Origin of the sequence: Kitasatospora paranensis, assembly GCF_039544005.1 — a bacterium.
Lineage (GTDB): Bacteria > Actinomycetota > Actinomycetes > Streptomycetales > Streptomycetaceae > Kitasatospora > Kitasatospora paranensis.
This window is the reverse complement of sequence record NZ_BAABKV010000001.1, coordinates 847743-865749: the sequence shown is the minus strand read 5'-3', so window position 1 is coordinate 865749 and position 18007 is coordinate 847743. Positions and strand designations below refer to the sequence as shown.

Below are 18007 nucleotides of genomic sequence, written 5' to 3'. Positions count from 1 at the left end.
TCGCGCCGTCCGCCGCCGCCGGGGAATCCTGGCCGTCGGGCACCGGTTGCCCGCAGCACAGCCGAGTCCGACCCGCAGAAGGAGCAGTCCGTGGCCGACCGACCCGCCGTCAGGGAACTCCGACTCGTCGTCACCGCGGCCGACTACGAGGCCGCCCTGCACTTCTACCGGGACGTCCTCGGGCTGCCCGAGCGTGCGGCCTTCTCCTCGCCGGACGGCCGGGTCACCATCCTGGAGGCCGGCCGCGCCACGCTGGAGCCGGCCGATCCGGGCCACGCCGACTTCATCGACGCGGTGGAGGTCGGCCACCGGGTGGCCGGGCCGTTCCGGGTGGCCTTCGAGGTGGACGACTCCGCGGCCGCCACGGCGCGGCTCGCCGAGGCGGGCGCCGAGGTGGTCGCGCCCCCGACCAGGACGCCGTGGAACTCGCTCAACTCCCGCCTGGAGGGCCCGGCCGGGGTGCAGCTCACACTGTTCCAGGAGCTCGGCGACGCGTGAGCGGGGTGCCGACCGCCCGCGGCCGGTGCGGGGTCACCCGGTCGGGCGGCCCGCCGTCGCGGGCGCGCGGCGCCACAGGGCGGTGCCCGCGGCGGCGACCGCGAGCAGGATCACCGCGGCCCCGTAGCCGTCGGCGGTGGTGCGCAGCCCGAGGACCGGCACCAGGGCGCCGGCGACCACGGCGGGCAGGCTGAAGGCCAGGTAGCTGACGGTGTACATGGCGGCGAACAGCTCGGCCCGCCGCTCGGCGCCGACCAGCGGGGCCAGTGACCGGAAGGCGCCTCCGAAGGTGCTGCCGAAACCGGCGCCGGCCACTGCGGTGGCCGCGAAGAACAGGCCCGGGCTGCCGGTGTTCAGGGCGACGAGGGTCAGTGCGGTGCCGGTGGCGAGGACGAGGGCGCCGACCGTCAGGACGGACCGGGCCGCCCGGCGGCTGCCCGGCAGGGAGGCCGCCGCGCCCGCGCCGGTGAGCACCGCCACGGTGAGCCCGCCGATCAGGTGGTTGCCGATGTGCAGTACGCCCGCGGCCAGCGAGCCGCCGAGCGAGAGGTACAGGCCGCCGGTGGCCCAGGTGGCGACCAGGGCCGGCACGGCGGCGCGGAACTGCGGCCGCGCCTCGGCGGGGACGGAGATCCGCGGGCGCAGCGAGGCGAGGGCGCCCGGGCGGCGCGTGACGGTCTCCGGCAGGAAGGCGAGGGCGGCGGTGAGGGCGAGGAACACCACCAGGAGCAGCGCGAAGACCAGGACGGTCGGCGAGGACGCGTACTGGGCGAGGGCGCCCGCGCCCAGGGCGCCGGCGGCGAGCCCGGCGGTGGGCGCGATGCTGTTGACGAGGGAGCCGTGCCGGGAGCCGGGCGAGGGCTGAAGGTCGACCAGGGCGGCGCTGATGGCGCCGGTCGCGGCGCCGGTGGCCAGGCCCTGGACGGTCCGCGCGGCCAGCAGCAGGCCGACGCCGTGGGCGGAGAGGAAGACGCCCATCGCCAGGACCTCGCCCACCAGGGAGGCCAGCAGCACGGGCCGCCGCCCCACGTGGCCGGAGAGTGCCCCCACGGTGAGCAGGGCCACCAGCAGGGCGAGGGCGTAGACCGCGAACACCAGGGTGAGCACGGGCGCCGAGAAGTGCCAGCGCTGCTGGTAGAGCACGTACAGCGGGGACGGCGCGCCGGCCGCGGCCATCAGCGCGAAGAGGGCCGCTGCCATGACCCAGAATCCGGCCGGGCGGGGCAGGCGCCGCACCGGGCGGCTGAGGGGCGGTGCTGGTCGGACGGCGGTGATGCCCATGGGGACCCCTACGGAGTGTTCCAGAAATATCGAACAATCCGAGCGTAGCTCCGCCCCGCCCATTGTTCAACTATTCTGGAACCATGGCGACCGCACGCGACCTCCCCCACCCCGAGCCCGAGGACCTCCGGCTCACCCAGGTGCTCTTCGCACTCAGCGACCCCGCACGCCTGTCGATCGTGCAGGGCCTGGTGCACGGCCCCCAGGAGGTGGCCGCCTGCCAGCCCGCCGGCGGCGACCTGCCGAAGTCCACGCTGTCCCATCACATCAAGACGCTGCGCGAGGCCGGCGTCATCCGCAGCACCCCGCACGGCCGCCAGCGGCTGCTGGAGCTGCGCCGCGGCGACCTGGACGCCCGGTTCCCCGGCCTGCTCACCGCCGTCCTGACCACGCCCGACGCCGCCACGCCCGACGCCGCCGCGCCCGATGCCGCCGCGCCCGGGGATGTCGCGCCCTGACGGCGGGCGCCCCGCCGCTGCTCAGGGGCGCGGGGCCTTCACGCCGTGCAGCGCCGTGTACTCGGCCGCCAGCCAGGGCGCCAGATCGTCGAGGAGCATCCCGAGCACGTCGGGGCTGCCCGACGGCCTGCGGCCGGTCGCCGCGGCGACGCGCATCTGCTCCGCGCGTTCGGGGTAGTAGCGGCCGAAGACGGCGGCCGAGGTGTCGAGGTCGCTCGTCCAGCCGCCCCAGCGCGGCATCACCAGGGTGAAGCCCGTGCGCACGAGACGCCGGCCGACCGCGCGGCCGAGCCTGCGCCGCTCGGCCTCCGCCTCGGCCTCGGCCTGGGCGGAGGCACCGGCTTCGGCGGTGGCGGCCGCGACGGCCCGGGCCCGCCAGGCCGGCAGGGCCAGGCCGAGGTCGCCGTTGGTCTCCCGGGCGACCAGGCCGGTGGGCCGGTACCGGGGGAGCCGTTCGGCGAGGTCGGCGCCGAGCAGCGGCGTGCAGAGGCAGGCGACGAAGAACCCCAGGTCATGGCGTTCGAGGTCGCTGAGCAGCGTCCGCACCGAGAACAGCAGGACACCGACCCCGTCGATCTGCGGGAAGGCCGCATCCAGCGCCGTCCCAAGGACCTGGGCGTCGGCCCGGTCGGCGGCGGTCGGCTCCTCCCGGAGCGCGAGCAGCAGGTCGAGGTCGGACACGCCGGGGACGGCCGTTCCGCGCGGGATGCTGCCGTAGAGGTAGCCGCTGTGCAGCCGCCCGCCGAACGCCGAGGCCACCCCGGCGCGGGCGGCCTCGACGACGGGGCGAACTCCGCCGGCACCCGTGCCAGCGCGCCCTCACGGGCGATCGTCCCGTCCGCTGCCAGCCCTCGTCCGTTCATGGGAACACTCTGCCCCGACCGCCGGGCGCTGCCCAGCGAATTCCCCGCTGCGGCGTGGGGTGTGCCGAGAAGAGCACCCGCCCCGGGCGGCGCTCAGCGGGGCAGCAGGGACGCCCCGCCACTGGCCGCCAGCAGCTGGATCGGCCACTCCGGATCCGTCTGGCCGATCGCCAGCGCGATCCACCGCACCGCCGTGGGCCGCCAGACCCGCATGCTGCCCGCGACGCCCGCCAGGTAGGCCAGCGGCTCCGGCGCCGAGAAGCCGGGGTCGGGGCTGTCGAGGCCGAGGAAGGGCCACAGGTCGACGGCCTCCGGCTCGCCCCAGCGGTCGGTCAGCACCGCCGAAAGGGTGTCGAGATCGGCCTCGATCTCCCGCTCCGCCGCCTCGACCACGTCCTCGCCGCGGTCCTCCCAGAAGTCCCGGCTCTCCCGCAGCAGCGCCAGGTGGTAGCCCGGGCCTCCCCAGCGGTCGCCGCCCTCGGGCCGAACCTCCTGTGCGGGAAAGGGCAGCACGCACAAGCCGTCGATGACGGCCAGCTGGTCGTCGACGGTGCGTGCGGGGTGTCCGTCGTGAGGCATGCCCGAAGCGTAGGACGCTTTCCCCGTCGATGGCCCGTCAGGGCCGTCCGCCGCGCGCGGCAGCCGGGTCGCGGTGCTGCGAACGGGCCGGCACGGGCGTCAGACGCCTCGGGCGGGCCGGATCCGCCGGCCGATGCCGCGCCAGACCGCCCGCTGGACCTTGAGGGTGACCACCCCCATCGCGACCAGCACCACGATGTTGAGGAGCAGTTGGAGCAGGGAGCCGCCGGCCTCGTGGAAGCTCGCGAACGCGCAGGAGACCCCGACGTCCGCCGCGGCCGGAATGGTGGTGACGGAGATGAACACCCCGAGCAGCGCGCTCGTCCGCGCCTCGGTCAGGGACACGATCCCGATGATGCCGGCCAGCACGGCGACGACGACCGAGAAGAAGTCGGGCGCGTCGATCAGGTCGGAGACCGGACGCAGGCCCCGTTCGAAGGCCGGTGGCTGGAGGTCGAGCGCCCGGACGAGCAGGGTGAACAGGAAGGTGGCGACGATCGCCAGGGTGAATCCGACGGCGAGGGCGACGAGACCCCGCCGGACCCGACCCCGGCTGTGCCGTTCGAGGCCCAGAGCGACACTCGTGATCGCGCCGTACTCCGGCCCGACCACCATCGCCGCCACGATCAGGATCTGCGAGTTGGTGAGGATCCCCACCGAGCCGATGAGTCCGGCGACGACCAGATAGAGGTAGAAGCTCGGCCGGTAGCTGCCCTCGGCCCGGATCCGGGCCTCGACCTCCTCCCAGACCGGGGCGTGCGCCAGCGCACCGAGGCGGTGCGACTCGGCCGCGGCCGCGGTGTCGGACAGCGCCATCTCGACGGGTTCGACGACGATCGAGCCGTGCCGCTCCACCGCCAGCGCGCGCAGCCGGCCCAGGGTGTCGTTGGCCGCCCCGGTGAGAACGTCGCAGGTGACCGCGTCGCCGTCCGGGTTGCGCGCGGCGCCCGGCAGCACCACCAGGTTGAAGACGAACCGGTCGGCCGCCAGCGCACGGACGGTCTCCTCGGCCAGCTCCGGCGGGACGACCAGCCGTACGTGGATCATCTCCATCGCGCCATCCTCCGGCCGGGCCCGCTGCCGCCGGGGGCCCGGACCGCAGGTTCCCCGGAACGGGCGATCCCCGCTGCGCCGCCCGGCGGGCAATCGGAGGAAGCCGCCGTGGCGTGCTTGACTCGCCCCCGCCGTGCGCGGAGAGTCGGAGTGCGGCGGTCGCCACGACGTGCCGCCACGACGTACCTGCGCCTGTCGGGCCCGACGTCCGCGCGTGCGGAGGTCTGCGAAGGTCTCCGGCCGGAGGGCGAGGATGGCGGACGAACACGGTGCCGGGTGGACGGTCGCGACCCGGCCCGGCCGGTCCGGGGCCGGTGGGGCAGCGCGGGCGGTGAGCGCCGATGGTCCTTGAGTTTCTCGTGATCGGCACCGCGATCTCGCTCGGGCCGCTCCACAACAGCGCCTTCATCCTGCTGCTGTCGGCGGACGGCGGCCTGCGCAAGGGGCTGGCGTTCATCCTCTCCTGGCTCGCCTGCCTCGTCCTGGTGATCACCGCGGTGCTGCTGCTGACCGGCGGCTCCCCGCCCGCCCCGCACACGGCCCCGTCCACCGCGGCCACCGCGGTGAAACTGACCCTGGGCATCGGGCTCACCGTGTACGGGGAGCGGAAGCGCCGGCTGCCGCCGCGGCCGAGGCGCCAGCCGAAGTGGATGGCGAGGCTGGACCGCGTCTCGGTGTTCACGGCGGCCGGCCTCGCCGTGCTCCTCCAGCCGTGGGCCATGGTCGGCGCAGGCGCCGCCACGGTCGTGGAGGCCGACCTGTCCGCCGGGACCACCTTCGTCGTGCTGGCCGGATACTGCCTGCTCGCGACCGCGGGGCTGATCGTGATGGAGCTGTACACCGTCTTCTCCCACCGCCGCGCAGTTGCGCCTCGGCGGCCTGCGCACCTGGATGGACGAGCACCAGGACCAGACGGTGGTCACGCTGTCGCTCTTCGTCGGCCTCTGGCTGGTCGCCAGAAGCATCTACGAGCTCACCGCCTGACCTCCCGCACCCGGATCCCGACCCGAGGTGTCCGACCGGAGCGTCTACCGGCGCAGCCCGAGGCGGCTCCACCGCACGCCGTCGCGGCCGTGCGGATCGGCGTGCTCGCTGAGGTGTTCCACCACCAGCCCGTGACCGCGGGCGAGTTGCGCCGTCTCCTCGGCCGGGACATCGAACATCCGTCGTCCCGGCGGGACGGGTCCGTGCCGCAGGGACAGCACCACCCGGCCCGCGGGGCCGAGCAGGCCGACCAGGGCAGCCATCGCGGTCGTCCGCTGCGCCCCGTCCAGATGCATCCACACCGCCGTCAGCAGGATCAGGTCGAAGGACCGGCCGCGGGCGGTCAGCACCGGCAGATCGGGCAGCGCGTCGTCGACCCACTCGATGTCCCGGTCCGCGTGGATCCGCTGCCCCAGCGAACGGAGTTCGGGTGTCGGCTCGACGGCGACCACCTGGTGCCCCTGCCCGGCGAGCGCCGCCGCGTCCCGCCCGCTGCCGGCGCCGACGTCGAGGATCACGCCGGGCCGCGACGGGAACAGATGCAGCACGTCGCGGTGCACGTCGGCGAACGACACGCTCTCGTACTGCTCGACGAGCGCGGCAGGCTTCGCCGTACCCGGCGGTGCTGGCAAGGCCCTGGGGATCGGTCATCGGGTCACCCTACGATCCTTCGGCCGTCCCCGGGGGTCAGGGCTCGACGGGTTCGCGTCGGTCGGAGGCGCTCCAGCCGTTGGCGGAGAAGGCGGGACCGCCGGCCAGGTAGGCGTCCAGGGCGAGCCGCGCGGAGGGGAACATCGGGCCCGGCAGGTCCTGGGCCGGTGCCCATCGCACGTCGATGTGCTTGCCCGGTTCGACGTTCAGGAGGGTGCCGGACCAGGCCGTGGCGGCGAACACGAACAGGACGAATCCGCCGTTGCCGTCCCACCCCTGTTCGACCTGGACGGTGTGCACCAGGCGCAGGTCCTCGGGCCGGACGAGCAGGCCCGTCTCCTCGTGCAGCTCGCGGGCCGCGGCCAGGTCGACCCGCTCGCCCGGATCGACCTTCCCGCCGGGGACGGTCCAGGCGGCCGAGGGGCTCCACGGGCGCTGTGCGTAGTGCAGGGCGAGGATCCGGTCGGCGGCCGTGTCGTGCACGATGACGGCCGCCGAGAGACGGCTCACGGCGTGCCCGTTCAGGTGTCGGTGGTCCGGTCCGGTCTCGGCCATGGCGGCTCCTCGGCGGGTGGCGTGCGGTGCGGGCAGTGGGGACGGGCGGTCGCGGTCGGGGCCCGGGTCGCCGGGGCGCCGGTCGGGGCACCGTGGATCCACGCTAGGCCGCGACCCGTCCCGGGGCGGGGGAGTCGGTCGAGGTGCCACCCGATCCGGTGAAAGCCCGAACTCCTCGGATTGGCGGTCGGGTTCCGGGACGGCGGGGCAGGGGCGCCCCCTCCCGGCGGCCGCCTCGTTGTGCCTGCGCGGTGCCGCGCGCCGTCCGGGGCCTGGCCCGGGTGCCCGCCGTCGGCCAGGATGGCCGGGTGAGGCCGGGCTGGGGCCGGACGAGGTGGCCGCCATCCGTGCCAGGGTCGGGCCGCTCATGCGCGCCTACAACTTCGCTCACGGGGACTGGTGCCACCTCGGCCTGGCCGACCTCCTCGACGCCGCCACTGCCGACTGGATCCCCGCGCACCTGCGGATCCCGCCTGCCGAGCGGGCTGCCTTCCACACCTGGGCCATGAGGATCGCGGACGGCGGCGACTCCCGCACCGGGCCGTGACGCCGGTCGCCGGGGCCGGCGGACGCGCTTGCCATCATGCGAACACCTGTTCGATACTGAGAAGGTGGAAGCCAGAGCTCCGTTTCTCCTGCCCCTCGCCCCGACCTCGCTCCGGGCGATGCCGTCCGCGCGCCCCGGGAACTGATGTCCGGGCCCGGCCGGAGCTGGGACGCCGAGCCGCGCTGGCGGTGGGTGGAGATCCGCACCGGCGGCCGCTGGCAGCCCGGGCAGGTCGAGCGCTGGCACCTCTGCCAGGGGTCGACGCGCTGGATGGCACTGATCAGCTGGGGCCGGGACACCCGCACCCGCGGCTGGTACCTCTACGACCCGGCGACCGTCCGGCCGGTCCCGAGGCAGTCGTCACCGGCCGTCGCGTCGCGGGCCCCCGCACCGTGACGAGCAGGCCGCCCGGCCGGCCGACGACCGCGTCCGCCGCGGCGCTCGCCGGGCGCCGGACATCCTGGGCGGGCTCCAACGTGTGTCCCGTCCGGTGCGGTGACCCGGGGCGGCCGGTCAGCTCCGGTTCGGGAGGCGTGGTGTGGCGCGGCCGTTGACGTTCGGATCCGCCGTCGCCGATGCCGGGGACGTCGTGCCGGTCGGGGCCGCCTGGTGCTGCAGGGACTGCAGGATGGCCAGCCCCTGGCTGACGATGCCGGCGGCGACCTGGTTCACACCGTCGGTGCCGTTCAGCACGGTCAGGTCGGCGCCTGCCAGGCCCGGGCCGCCGCGTCGGCGAGCGCGGGCAGGTTCTCCACGATGCGGTTGGCCGCGATCAGCTCCTGGTTGCCGTCCCGCAGCGACGCCGCCCGGGCGGTGTTGGCGTCCGCCTGGGCCTGGGCCAGGGCCCGTTCGGTGTAGGCACTGCCGTCGGCCTCGAACTTCACCCGGTCGCGGTCGGCCTCGGCCAGCGTGCGCTTCCGGTAGGCCTCCGCGTCGGCGGGGCGTCGCACCTCCGCCTCCAGCCGCTGCGCCGTGAGCGCCACATGGCGCTGGGCGAGCGAGGTCTGCTCCTCGATGACCTCCTGCGTGGCCCGGGCCTCGGCGAGCGGTCCGGCCTGGGCGGCGCGCGCCCTGGACTGCTCGGTCTCCGCGAGGAAGCCGGCCCGCTTGATCGCGGTGTCCCGCTCGTACTCGGCTTTGAGCGCGGCGGCCTGCTGCTCGCGCTCGGTCGCCTCCTGGTCGGCCTTGGCCTGGGCGATCCGGGCCTGGCTGGCCACCGCGGCCGCGTGCGGCGCGGCGAGGTTGTTGATGTAGCCGGTGGCGTCCTCGATCTCCTGGATCTGCAGGGCGTCCACCACGATGCCGAGCTTCTCCATCTCGCCGTGGCTGCCCGCCACGACCTCCTGGGCGACCCGGCTGCGCTCCCGGATGATCTGCTCCACCGTCAGCCCGCCGATGATGGAGCGCAGGTGGCCGGCGAAGATCCGGCCGACGAGCTCCTGCATCTGGTTCTGCACGGACAGGAAGCGCCGGGCGGCGTTGGCGATCGACACCGCGTCGTCGCCGACCTTGAAGACGCAGACGGCCCGGACGGTGAGCCGGATGCCCTGCTGGGTGACGCAGTCCTCGGCGATCTCGGCCTCCTGGAGGGCGAGGGACAGCATGCGGGCCTTCTGCTTCACCGGGAGGACGAAGCTCCCGTGGCCCGTGACGATCCGGAACTGGGTGTCCTGCGACTGCCGCTTCGAACCGGAGATGAGCATCGCCTCGTTGGGCGCGGGAACGTGCCAGAACAACATGACGGACCACCTGACCTGCAAGGGATTCACGAAGGACGCGGGACCGCCGCGTTCAGGGGGCAGTGGCTCGACGAGCACCGACCGGGCGGAGAACGTGTCGACGACGACCACCCGGGTGTTCACGGCGACCGGCCCGGCGCACCACGCCGCGAAGGCCTCCGAACCGCCCCGCAGCGCGACCAGGACCTCGCCCGGGCCGTCCGCCGGGATCGGCACCGTCACCTTCCCGACGGCCCCGAGCGGACTCTGGAGGGAGTCATCGGCCGCGTACATGGGACCTCGTGCCGTGCGGGACGACAGCGGGTCGTGCAGCCGAAGCGTGAGCGGTCACGAGGCGCCACCGCCTCCTGGAGGCGCCGGGCCTCCGGTCGAGTCCTTCACCGGGACGTCTGCGGCGACCGCGTACGGCACCACCGCCCCGACGTCTTCCACGGTACTCCGGAGGCGGCCCGGAGGAGCCCCGGGCCGGAACGGCGATCGGGACGGCGATCCGGCCCGGCACCGCGGCAGTCCCGGGCTGCCGCGGGCCCTCAGCGGGCGCCCCCGGCCACCCTTTCGGCGAGGAACGACTCCCACGTCCGGCCGCCCGTCGTCGCGGCGCCGTCCGGCGACAGGTTCTCGCCCGCCCGGTAGACGCGGCCGGCGCCGCCCGGCACCCGGACCGGCAGCATCGGCCGCCGGGTGCCGCGCACCGCGAGGTAGCCGCGCAGCAGCTCGCCCATCCCGAGGACCTGCGGGCCGGCCAGGTCCGGCACCGCGCCCGCGGGCGCGTCCAGAGTGAGGTCGACCAGCCTGGCCGCGACCTCGGACGCGTCGACCGGCTGGAGGCGCACCCCGCCGGGGACGGGTATCACCGGCATCCTGGCCATCGTCCGGGCCACGCCCAGCACCAGATCGTGGAACTGGGCGGCCCGCAGCGTCGTCCACGGCAGCCCCGACTCGGCCACCGCGCGTTCGGCGCCCAGCTTGGCGCGGAAGTACCCGAGCGGCACCCGGTCCGCCGCGATCACCGAGATGTACACCAGGTGCCGGATCCCGGCCCGGGACGCGGCCCGTACCAGGTGCCGGGTCGCCACGTCGTCGCCCTTCGGACCGCCGGCGAGGTGCAGCACGGTCTCGGCGCCCGCCAGCGCCGGTTCGATCCCCTCGTCCTTGAGCAGGTCGCCGGTGACGTACCGGACGCCGTCCGCGGACGGGCGGTCGTGCCGGCTGAGCACCCGGACCGTGCAGCCCTTCTCCTGCAGCAGCGGCACCACGTGCCGGCCCAGGGTGCCCGTGCCACCGGTGACCAGGACGGTCGTCGTCATGACTCCTCCAGAGGTTGTCCGGCCCGGGCGGACGGCGCCCGGCCCGGATCGGTAGGTTTTCGACTCCTGCCTCTCTGACACGCCGCGAACGGGGAATGTGACCGATGGACGAAAGTGCCGTGCTGACGGAGCGATTCGAGGCGGACCGCGCCCATCTGCGGGCCGTCGCCCACCGGATGCTCGGGTCGCTCGCCGAGGCCGACGACGCCCTCCAGGAGGCCTGGTTGCGGGCGGCCCGGGCCGGCACCGGCGGGGTCGACAACCTGACCGGCTGGCTGACCACCGTGGTCGCCCGGGTGTGCCTGAACATGCTGCGCTCCCGCCGGTCGCGGCCGGAGGAGCCCCTGGAGGGCCGGGCCGCCGACCCGGACCGCGGGGCGGGCGGCGACCCCGAGGAGGAGGCGCTGCACGCGGACGCGGTCGGGGTGGCCCTGCTCGTGGTGCTGGACAGGCTGACGCCCGCCGAACGGCTCGCCTTCGTCCTGCACGACATGTTCGCCGTGCCGTTCGACGAGATCGGCCCCATGATCGAGCGCTCCCCGGCCGCGGCCCGGCAACTGGCCAGCCGGGCCCGCCGCCGGGTCGGCGGCGGAACGCCGGACCCCGTCGCCGATCGCGCCCGCCACCGCCGGCTGGTGGAGGCGTTCCTCGCCGCCACGCGCGGCGGGGACTTCGACGCGCTGCTCGCCCTGCTCGACCCGGACGTCGTGCTGCACGCCGACCGGGCCGTCATCCCCTCGCCCGAGCCGATCGTGGTCCGCGGTGCCCGGACGGTCGCCGAGGGCGCCATGGCCGCCACCGGACGGGCCCGCTTCACCGGCCCGGCGCTGCTGGACGGGGCCGTCGGCCTGGTCATGGCCCCCGGCGGACGGCTGTCGCTGGTGCTCGCCTTCACGATCGCGGACAGCAGGATCACCGCCGTCGACGTGATCGCGGAACCGGAGCGCCTGGCCGGCATCGCCGTCACCGTGCTCGGCGACTGAGGCGGCACGACCTCCCGTCAGGCGGGCCGTCCCTGCCTTGGGTTCGCGCGGCGGGCGCGGGCGTCCGGCCACGCGCCCGCACCCGCCGCGCCACCGGGGAGCGGCCTGCCGGCGGCGGGCCGAGCGGCCCCGGCGGCGGCACGGGGACACGCCGGAGCGCCGGCGGAGACGGCGGATTACCGTCGGGCCGCCCGGATGACGTAGAGTGGTGATCACCGACGCGGGGTGGAGCAGCTCGGTAGCTCGCTGGGCTCATAACCCAGAGGTCGCAGGTTCAAATCCTGTCCCCGCTACGAAAGGCCGGGCCGGGCGCATCCGATGCGCCCGGCCCGGCCTCGTTCGTGCGGCGTGCTCGGCCGACCGTTGCGTGCGGATCCTTCGGGCGGCGGCCCGGGGCCTGTCGTCGGGCCGGCGCCGCGGGTCGGACGGGTCGCCGGTTCAGGCCTCGCTGTGCCGGTCACCCGGCCGCTCCTGCCGCCGCAGCGCCCGCGTCAGCAGGACGCCGCCGACGATCAGCGCCACCCCCAGCCAGGCCGGGCCCGAATCGAAGGCCAGCAGGACGATCCCGACCGGCATCAGGTATCCGGCGAGCGGGAGGAAGAGCGCGCCCACCGTCGGCACCGGGACGGGATCCCCGCCGGCCCGGGCGGCCCGGGCCCGTACGACGTCCGGGTACCAGTCGGTGAAGCGCAGCGCGAGGATGATCGCGCCGATCTGGATCACCCAGCCCGTCCAGAGCTCGTTCGGGTCGTGCAGCACCAGGTCACCGTAGAGCCCGGCCACGGCCGCCACCAGGAACGCCAGCCCCCACACGCCGGTCAGCACGTAGTTGGTCCGCACGAAGGCCGGGGAGTTCCAGTGGGCGCGCGGCACCTGCTCGCGGGCGTACTGCAGCGTGAACGGCATCCGGGCGGCCATCGAGCCGAAGGCGACGGTCACCAGCGCCAGGTTGGAGACCTCGCCCGCGTACGTCTCCAGCCACCGGAGCGTCCCCGCGGAGGCGATCAGCCCGACCACCGCGAGGACGGCGAAGAAGACCACGTCGGCCAGTTCGAGGATCTTCCACGAGCTGCCCGGCCGCCGGACCCGGCCGGCGGCGACCAGTAAGACGGTCAGCGCCAGGGCGATCGCGACGGCCGTCTCGAAGCGGCCCGGCCCGACCAGCACCGAGAACACGATCCACGGCGCCATGCCGATGATCGGGCTGTCCAGGAACCCGCCGGTGCTGCGCCGGCCGGTGGTCTGGGTGGCGGTGTCCACGGCACGGACCTCCTGCTGGGAAGGATCCCCGTGTTCCAGGATCTTCCCGGCGGGTCGGTGCCGCCACCGCGTCGCGGAGCCGCCTCGGCGGTCTACCCGGTCTGTCCGGTCGACCAGGTGAGCTCGATCTCCAGCTCGATCTCGCCGTCCCCCACCTCCACCTCGATCTCGGTGCGCAGGTCGTCGGGAACGCGCAGGCTCAGCGTGCCCGGGCCGAGCTCCAGTTCGGCGTTGCCGCCGTGCCGCAGCGCGTCCGCCAGCGCCGACAGCTGATCGGCGGCCTCCAGGCGGGAGAGTCGGCGCTTCTGCTCGAACTCGAGGTCCTTCACGGATGCCTCCGACCCGTCGGGAACAGGAGATGCGGCCGATTCTGGCCCCGCGCGCCGACGCCCGCATCCCCCCGGCGGGGTGAACCCGCCTCGGCGGCATGCCGCCCCGCAACGGACGCCGCGGCGGCGCGACTTCGGCCCCGGGGCTATCGGCGGCGGCCCTCACGGTGCTTGAATGTCCGCCACCAACTCCCCTTCCCCCTCTGCCACTTGTGGCACCAAGAGTCGAGGACTCCCTCATGACTACGCGCGTTGACCCATTACCCGGCCGGGCCGCGGCACTGCTGCGCATGGCCGCGCTGCTGGCCGTCCTGGCCGCCCTCGCCGTCTTCTTCTCCGGCGCTCAGCAGGCCCACGCCGCGCCCGCCTGCGGCGTCCTCTCCTCGGGTGCGGCCCCGCAGGCCGAATCGGCCGTGAAGGCCGCCTGCGGCCTGATCGGCACCCCGTACTCGTGGGGTGGCGGCCACGGCAGCCAGCCCGGCCCCTCGTACGGGGCCTGCGACGCGTCCAACGGCGCGCCGAACGACTGCCACGTCCGCGGGCTCGACTGCTCCGGCATGGTGCGCTACGCCTACTACCTGGCGGTCGGCTCCGACGTCATCAACGGCGTCACCACCACCCAGTGGCCCTCCTCGCGGGCCGTCGCCCGGTACTACCGGAGCGACGGGACGGCCCCGCTGCTCCCCGGTGACCTGGTCTTCTTCGGGAACACCCCGTCCACCATCCACCACGTGGCCATCTACCTGGGCCAGGGCTACATCGCCGAGGCGCCGTACTCCGGCGGCTACGTCCAGGTCGCCGCACTGTCCTCGCACGGCGACTACTACGGCGCGATCCGCCTCTACGGCCCGTCCGGCGGCTCCACCCCGCCGCCGTCCGGCGGCGGCACGTACTGGGTGGACACGTTCGCGAACGCGGCGGTGTACGGGTCGCCGACCAGCACCGTGAGTACGGGGACGCTGTACCAGGGCACCAACTACGTGTTCTGCAAGGCGTGGGGTCGTGAGATCGCGAGCGGGAGCAGTTTCAACCACTGGTGGTTGAAGACGGATCCGGATGTCGGTCCGGGCGGGCAGTGGGTGTCGGCGTTCTACCTGTCGCGCTGGGGCAACGACGTGGCCAAGGACAACAACGGCACCGTCATCCCCGACTGCTGAACCGTCGGGACGGTCCGCGGCAGGGCCGGGCCCGGCGGATGTGCCTCCGCCGGGCCCGGCCCGGCGCACCGGCCTGGCGACGTCGGTCAGTTCGCGTGTGAGCGCGCGATGCGGAAGCCCACGTCGTCGACCCGGAAGGTCGGGTGGCTGCGCCGCCGAGCGGACGCCCGGCAGCTCCAGTGCTCGTCGAACCAGCCGCCCCCGCGCAGCACCCGGTAGGTGCCGTACGTCTCGGCGTCGTAGACGTCCCAGCACCAGTCCCAGACGTTCCCGAGCATGTCGTGGAACCCCCAGGCGTTGGGCTCCTTGCCGCCCACCTCGTGGATCCGTTCCTCCGAGTTGCCGCGGTACCAGGCGATCTCGTCGAGCGGCCCGTACCGCGGGCCGTCCGTGCCGGCCCGGCAGGCGTGCTCCCACTCGGCCTCGGTCGGCAGCCGGTACCCGTCGGCCCCGGCGTCCCAGGCGACGGCCTCGCCGCCGGGGTGCGCGCGGTAGGCGGGCACCAGCCCGTCCTGTGCGGACAGCGCGTTGCAGAACCCGACCGCGTCCCACCAGGACACGCTCTCGACCGGCAGGTCGTCCCCGTCGGCCGCCGCCGGGCGGGCGCCGGTGACCCGCGCGTACAGCCCCTGGGTGACCGGAAAGGCCGCGAGGTGGTACGGCGCGAGCTCCACCGTCCATCGGCGTTCGGTCCGCCGGTCCGACAAGGTCACCCGGCCCGCCGGGACAGCGATCATGGCCTCTGCTGCGGTCTGCTCCATGGGCCCGTCATTCTAGTGCCGCGTCCGGCAAGCTTCGCCCGCCGAGCAGCGGTCCGAGGCGCCCGGCTGGGCGTGCCGGCGGAGCGTCCTCGTACCGGACGCACTTGGACGCACCGCCGGTGCGTCCGGTTGGGGGTACCTCCCGGCCGAAGGCTGGGGGCGGATGCTTCGGGCCGCGACAGGGCGAAGGTTGCCGGACGCGGCACTGGTGACCCGGGAGCGGCGACACCCGGGAAAGCGGCGGGTGGGGCACCGGTCCCGGCAATCCGCCGGGCGCCGGTCACTCCTCGTCCACGTTCCACTGCGGAGGCAGCGGCGCCTCGCAGAAGACGCAGACGAAGTCCTCCTCCCGCACGATGGCGAGCTGCCGGCAGCCCGGGCAGCGCCGGAACACCACCTCGTGGGTGAACCCGCCGGGGTGGTCGATCCCGGCGTGCTCCAGCGCCTCCGCGACGGCGGGCCACGAGCGGGTGTCCGGGCAGTAACCGGTCGACTGGTTGCTGACCCCGTCGACCGTCCACCGTCCCGACACCTGCCGCAGCGCCATCTCGCCGGCGCTCAGGACGGCCTCCCCGCCCGCGCACACCACGTGCTCGCTGCGGCGGGGTGCCAGCCGAAGGACGCCGGCGGTGTCGACGACGAAGGTGAACGGCTCGCCGCACTCCTGCGGCCCCCGCTCCGCCGCCCACCCTGCGAGGCCCGCCGGCGAGCGGATCCGCCGGCCCTCGCGCCCCGGCCCGGCCAGGGCCGCGAGCTCGGCCGGCCCCACGTAGCGGTAGGAGCGCCGCCGCGGGGTCATACCGGCCGGCCCGGACGGGCAGCGGGGTGCCGGGCCGGCCGTCGGCCAGCCCGGGCAGGAGCGACAGGGCGACGTGTTCGCGTACCGGGTCGATGTCGGTGATCACGGCCGTGACCTGCCGTCCGACGGCGACGTCGACGGCGTCGGAGGACCGGTCGACGGGGTGCCGGGAGCGCGTCGGGGGGTCGAGCGTCGCGCTGGGGCCGCCGATGTCCACCGACGCGCGGCCGGAAGCGTCGACCGAGGCCACCGTGCCGGTGACGGCCTGGCCGCGCCGCAGGGTCTTGAGCACGGCCCAGGCCCGGTCGCCGGGGTCGCCTCGGTCCGCCAGCGGGCGCGCAGCACGCCGTCGGCATCGGGCAGCACGGCCGTGCACAGCGGACGCCGTCCGTCCACGTCGAGCGGCACCACCGCGGCCGCCCGCGCCCCCGCGACCTGCGAGGCCACCGCCTCGAAGGCGGTCTCCTCGGCCACCACCGAGGTGACCCGGCCGTCCGCCCGCTCCCACACGATCTCCACCAGGCCTTCCTCGGGCAGGGCGGCCATCGCCGTCCCGACGTCGGTCAGCAGGTCCGGCCAGACCGCCAGTTGCGCCCGCGGGGTCAGCCGGGAGCGCACCGCGTCGACGGTGTCGGCGGTCAGGCGGTGCCAGCGCGATGCGTTCCCGACGTGGTTCTCCTCCAGGAACGTGGCACGGTGGCGGCCGACGACGTACCGCAGGTGCGCCCAGAACTCGTCGTCCGCCGGACGCTGCACGGCCCCCGGGTCGACGTCGACGTCGTAGGGCGAGGCGTCCAGGCGTTCGGGGAACAGGCCGAGCGAGCGGGTGCGGGCCACCGCGCCCGGGCAGGGCAGGTGGCTGCCGACGTACAGGTACTGGTCCCAGCCGACGTGGACGGCGAACGCCCCCTCCGCCTCCAGCCGGCACCAGGCACCGCTGTCGCGGAGCATCGCCCGGACGAGGGCCAGGGCGATGTCCATCGACACCTGCGCGCCGTCGTGGAACCCGGCGAGGCCCTCCGGGAACAGCCCGCTCAGGCCGTCGTCGTCCGCCGCCGGCTCGACGCCGAAGTGGACGAAGCCACCGACCTGCGGCTCGCGGACGGCCAACCGGTGGACGCCGGACTCCTCCGCGAACGCCTGGACGGCCTCCAGGTAGGCGGCCTCGACCGGGCCGTGGTCGCTGACGGCGGGCTCCGTACCGGTGTAGTGGCCGTGCCGGTCACGGTGGACGGGGTCGTACTTGGTGACCCGGTGGACGTGGGGCAGCACGTCACGCACCGGTGGCGACCGACGGCGCGCAGGCCGGGCCGGGTGCGGCGGTGGGGCGGCCCGCGGTGCGGGGACTCGCACCCCGAAGGCAGGCCGGGTGTCCGGTGCGTTCGCTCATGGCGCGAGCGTACGGGATGCCCCGATCGGCGTACGCGGGGCCGGATGCACCGGCATGAGCCGCCGTCAGGGACGGGCCGGCAAGGTCGGCGACCGGGCGACGGCCGAGCCGGGATCCTGGCCGGTCGCGGGCCCGCAGAGGGCCCGGGAGGCCGCCCGGGCACCGACCGGGCGGGGACGGCTGCGGGGTCGCCGGGCGACACGGGGGCGGAGCCCAGGTGACCGAGCACCCGGGCGAAGTGGGAGACTGGTCCCATGACGAGCAATGTCTTCTTCGACATCACCACGACCAAGAACGGTCAGACCGAGCCCCTCGGCCGGATCGTGTTCAAGCTGTACGACGACGTCGTCCCCAAGACGGCCAAGAACTTCCGCGAGCTGGCCACCGGCGAGCACGGCTTCGGCTACGAGGGTTCGTCCTTCCACCGGGTCATCCCGGCGTTCATGCTGCAGGGCGGCGACTTCACCGCCGGCAACGGCACCGGCGGCAAGAGCATCTACGGCGAGAAGTTCGCGGACGAGAACTTCCAGCTCAAGCACAGCAAGCCGGGCCTGCTCTCGATGGCCAACGCGGGTCGCAACACCAACGGCTCCCAGTTCTTCATCACCACCGTTGTCACCTCGTGGCTGGACGGCAAGCACGTCGTCTTCGGCGAGGTCGTCGAGGGCATGGACGTGGTGACGGCCATCGAGAAGCTGGGCTCCGACAGCGGCCGTACCAGCGCGGTGATCACCATCGCGAAGTCCGGCACGATCTGACGGTCCCCCGGCCGCACACCCGACGGAGCGTGTGAACCCGCCCCGCCGACCATCC

General features: G+C 74.7%; 20 protein-coding genes, 1 tRNA gene and 2 pseudogenes. 9 read left to right on the top strand and 14 right to left on the bottom strand.

The features are described 5' to 3' along the window. The first annotated feature begins 90 nt into the window (after positions 1 to 90). The gene (locus tag ABEB13_RS04495; RefSeq protein WP_345704384.1) at positions 91 to 498 is read left to right on the top strand and encodes a VOC family protein; all 408 of its coding nucleotides are present in this window, start codon (positions 91 to 93) and stop codon (positions 496 to 498) included. Positions 499 to 531: 33 nt separating this feature from the next. Here ABEB13_RS04495 and ABEB13_RS04490 read toward each other — a convergent pair whose 3' ends face one another. Continuing rightward, positions 532 to 1698, bottom strand: coding sequence for an MFS transporter (locus ABEB13_RS04490; protein ID WP_345704383.1), 1167 nt, complete (start codon positions 1696 to 1698; stop codon positions 532 to 534). A gap of 164 nt (positions 1699 to 1862) precedes the next feature. Here ABEB13_RS04490 and ABEB13_RS04485 point away from each other — a divergent pair, with 164 nt between their 5' ends. Next, complete coding sequence (locus tag ABEB13_RS04485; protein WP_345704382.1) at positions 1863 to 2237, top strand: ArsR/SmtB family transcription factor; 375 nt, start codon at positions 1863 to 1865, stop codon at positions 2235 to 2237. Positions 2238 to 2258: 21 nt separating this feature from the next. Here ABEB13_RS04485 and ABEB13_RS04480 read toward each other — a convergent pair. From ABEB13_RS04480 to ABEB13_RS04470, 3 genes and pseudogenes are all read right to left on the bottom strand, one after another. Then, positions 2259 to 3100, bottom strand: a pseudogene (locus ABEB13_RS04480) (nucleotidyltransferase). A gap of 93 nt (positions 3101 to 3193) precedes the next feature. Continuing rightward, positions 3194 to 3679 carry a hypothetical protein gene (locus ABEB13_RS04475; protein ID WP_345704381.1) on the bottom strand — a complete coding sequence of 162 codons (486 nt, stop codon included), beginning with the start codon at positions 3677 to 3679 and terminating at the stop codon, positions 3194 to 3196. A gap of 99 nt (positions 3680 to 3778) precedes the next feature. After that, positions 3779 to 4732 carry a DUF389 domain-containing protein gene (locus tag ABEB13_RS04470; RefSeq protein WP_345704380.1) on the bottom strand — a complete coding sequence of 318 codons (954 nt, stop codon included), beginning with the start codon at positions 4730 to 4732 and terminating at the stop codon, positions 3779 to 3781. Positions 4733 to 5073: 341 nt separating this feature from the next. Here ABEB13_RS04470 and ABEB13_RS04465 point away from each other — a divergent pair. Then, positions 5074 to 5538, top strand: a pseudogene (locus tag ABEB13_RS04465) (GAP family protein); the annotation flags it as partial. Between the two features lie 222 nt (positions 5539 to 5760). Here ABEB13_RS04465 and ABEB13_RS04460 read toward each other — a convergent pair. Continuing rightward, positions 5761 to 6348 (bottom strand): class I SAM-dependent methyltransferase, encoded by a 588-nt coding sequence (locus ABEB13_RS04460; protein ID WP_345704379.1) that lies wholly within the window; start codon positions 6346 to 6348, stop codon positions 5761 to 5763. Positions 6349 to 6403: 55 nt separating this feature from the next. Further along, entirely contained in the window at positions 6404 to 6922 is a 519-nt protein-coding gene (locus ABEB13_RS04455) for an NUDIX domain-containing protein (protein ID WP_345704378.1), read from the bottom strand. A gap of 334 nt (positions 6923 to 7256) precedes the next feature. Here ABEB13_RS04455 and ABEB13_RS04450 point away from each other — a divergent pair, with 334 nt between their 5' ends. Together ABEB13_RS04450 and ABEB13_RS04445 are read left to right on the top strand one after the other, a co-directional pair. After that, complete coding sequence (locus ABEB13_RS04450; protein WP_345704377.1) at positions 7257 to 7469, top strand: hypothetical protein; 213 nt, start codon at positions 7257 to 7259, stop codon at positions 7467 to 7469. 144 nt (positions 7470 to 7613) lie between these two features. Further along, entirely contained in the window at positions 7614 to 7865 is a 252-nt protein-coding gene (locus ABEB13_RS04445; protein ID WP_345704376.1) for a hypothetical protein, read from the top strand. A 117-nt stretch (positions 7866 to 7982) separates the two neighbouring features. Here the strand turns inward: ABEB13_RS04445 and ABEB13_RS04440 are convergent, their stop codons facing one another. The 3 genes from ABEB13_RS04440 to ABEB13_RS04430 form a co-directional block, all read right to left on the bottom strand. Then, positions 7983 to 8162 carry a hypothetical protein gene (locus ABEB13_RS04440; RefSeq protein ID WP_345704375.1) on the bottom strand — a complete coding sequence of 60 codons (180 nt, stop codon included), beginning with the start codon at positions 8160 to 8162 and terminating at the stop codon, positions 7983 to 7985. A 2-nt stretch (positions 8163 to 8164) separates the two neighbouring features. After that, positions 8165 to 9481: an SPFH domain-containing protein gene (locus ABEB13_RS04435; RefSeq protein ID WP_345704374.1), complete on the bottom strand. Its 1317-nt coding sequence runs from the start codon at positions 9479 to 9481 to the stop codon at positions 8165 to 8167. Positions 9482 to 9738: 257 nt separating this feature from the next. Then, on the bottom strand, positions 9739 to 10515 hold the full coding sequence (locus tag ABEB13_RS04430; protein WP_345704373.1) for an SDR family oxidoreductase: 777 nt from the start codon (positions 10513 to 10515) through the stop codon (positions 9739 to 9741). A 104-nt stretch (positions 10516 to 10619) separates the two neighbouring features. Between ABEB13_RS04430 and ABEB13_RS04425 the strand changes: the two genes are divergently transcribed. Both ABEB13_RS04425 and ABEB13_RS04420 read left to right on the top strand, forming a co-directional pair. Next, positions 10620 to 11498: a sigma-70 family RNA polymerase sigma factor gene (locus tag ABEB13_RS04425; RefSeq protein ID WP_345704372.1), complete on the top strand. Its 879-nt coding sequence runs from the start codon at positions 10620 to 10622 to the stop codon at positions 11496 to 11498. Between the two features lie 219 nt (positions 11499 to 11717). Beyond that, positions 11718 to 11791 (top strand) — tRNA-Met (locus tag ABEB13_RS04420). Between the two features lie 145 nt (positions 11792 to 11936). On the opposite strand, the gene ABEB13_RS04415 is transcribed toward ABEB13_RS04420, so the two are convergent. After that, complete coding sequence (locus ABEB13_RS04415; RefSeq protein WP_345704371.1) at positions 11937 to 12758, bottom strand: hypothetical protein; 822 nt, start codon at positions 12756 to 12758, stop codon at positions 11937 to 11939. Positions 12759 to 12850: 92 nt separating this feature from the next. After that, positions 12851 to 13087 (bottom strand): amphi-Trp domain-containing protein, encoded by a 237-nt coding sequence (locus ABEB13_RS04410; RefSeq protein ID WP_345704370.1) that lies wholly within the window; start codon positions 13085 to 13087, stop codon positions 12851 to 12853. Between the two features lie 290 nt (positions 13088 to 13377). On the opposite strand from ABEB13_RS04410, the gene ABEB13_RS04405 reads away from it, so the two are divergent. Continuing rightward, positions 13378 to 14244: a C40 family peptidase gene (locus tag ABEB13_RS04405; protein WP_345704369.1), complete on the top strand. Its 867-nt coding sequence runs from the start codon at positions 13378 to 13380 to the stop codon at positions 14242 to 14244. 86 nt (positions 14245 to 14330) lie between these two features. Here the strand turns inward: ABEB13_RS04405 and ABEB13_RS04400 are convergent, their stop codons facing one another. The 3 genes from ABEB13_RS04400 to ABEB13_RS04390 form a co-directional block, all read right to left on the bottom strand. Beyond that, the gene (locus tag ABEB13_RS04400; RefSeq protein WP_345704368.1) at positions 14331 to 15005 is read right to left on the bottom strand and encodes a formylglycine-generating enzyme family protein; all 675 of its coding nucleotides are present in this window, start codon (positions 15003 to 15005) and stop codon (positions 14331 to 14333) included. Between the two features lie 280 nt (positions 15006 to 15285). Continuing rightward, positions 15286 to 15804 (bottom strand): hypothetical protein, encoded by a 519-nt coding sequence (locus ABEB13_RS04395; protein WP_345704367.1) that lies wholly within the window; start codon positions 15802 to 15804, stop codon positions 15286 to 15288. 102 nt (positions 15805 to 15906) lie between these two features. Next, positions 15907 to 17076 (bottom strand): RNA-binding protein, encoded by a 1170-nt coding sequence (locus tag ABEB13_RS04390; protein WP_345704366.1) that lies wholly within the window; start codon positions 17074 to 17076, stop codon positions 15907 to 15909. A gap of 372 nt (positions 17077 to 17448) precedes the next feature. Here ABEB13_RS04390 and ABEB13_RS04385 point away from each other — a divergent pair, with 372 nt between their 5' ends. Beyond that, positions 17449 to 17952 (top strand): peptidylprolyl isomerase, encoded by a 504-nt coding sequence (locus tag ABEB13_RS04385; protein WP_100892060.1) that lies wholly within the window; start codon positions 17449 to 17451, stop codon positions 17950 to 17952. Positions 17953 to 18007: the final 55 nt, after the last annotated feature.

What these genes read in the sequence shown, in the direction of transcription:
- ABEB13_RS04490 (WP_345704383.1), bottom strand. Translation starts at nt 1,698, where the DNA reads ATGGCAGCGGCCCTCTTCGCGCTGATGGCCGCGGCCGGCGCGCCGTCC.
- ABEB13_RS04485 (WP_345704382.1), top strand. Translation starts at nt 1,863, where the DNA reads ATGGCGACCGCACGCGACCTCCCCCACCCCGAGCCCGAGGACCTCCGG.
- ABEB13_RS04475 (WP_345704381.1), bottom strand. Translation starts at nt 3,679, where the DNA reads ATGCCTCACGACGGACACCCCGCACGCACCGTCGACGACCAGCTGGCC.
- ABEB13_RS04470 (WP_345704380.1), bottom strand. Translation starts at nt 4,732, where the DNA reads ATGGAGATGATCCACGTACGGCTGGTCGTCCCGCCGGAGCTGGCCGAG.
- ABEB13_RS04455 (WP_345704378.1), bottom strand. Translation starts at nt 6,922, where the DNA reads ATGGCCGAGACCGGACCGGACCACCGACACCTGAACGGGCACGCCGTG.
- ABEB13_RS04445 (WP_345704376.1), top strand. Translation starts at nt 7,614, where the DNA reads ATGTCCGGGCCCGGCCGGAGCTGGGACGCCGAGCCGCGCTGGCGGTGG.
- ABEB13_RS04435 (WP_345704374.1), bottom strand. Translation starts at nt 9,481, where the DNA reads ATGTACGCGGCCGATGACTCCCTCCAGAGTCCGCTCGGGGCCGTCGGG.
- ABEB13_RS04430 (WP_345704373.1), bottom strand. Translation starts at nt 10,515, where the DNA reads ATGACGACGACCGTCCTGGTCACCGGTGGCACGGGCACCCTGGGCCGG.
- ABEB13_RS04425 (WP_345704372.1), top strand. Translation starts at nt 10,620, where the DNA reads ATGGACGAAAGTGCCGTGCTGACGGAGCGATTCGAGGCGGACCGCGCC.
- ABEB13_RS04405 (WP_345704369.1), top strand. Translation starts at nt 13,378, where the DNA reads ATGGCCGCGCTGCTGGCCGTCCTGGCCGCCCTCGCCGTCTTCTTCTCC.
- ABEB13_RS04400 (WP_345704368.1), bottom strand. Translation starts at nt 15,005, where the DNA reads ATGGAGCAGACCGCAGCAGAGGCCATGATCGCTGTCCCGGCGGGCCGG.
- ABEB13_RS04395 (WP_345704367.1), bottom strand. Translation starts at nt 15,804, where the DNA reads ATGACCCCGCGGCGGCGCTCCTACCGCTACGTGGGGCCGGCCGAGCTC.
- ABEB13_RS04385 (WP_100892060.1), top strand. Translation starts at nt 17,449, where the DNA reads ATGACGAGCAATGTCTTCTTCGACATCACCACGACCAAGAACGGTCAG.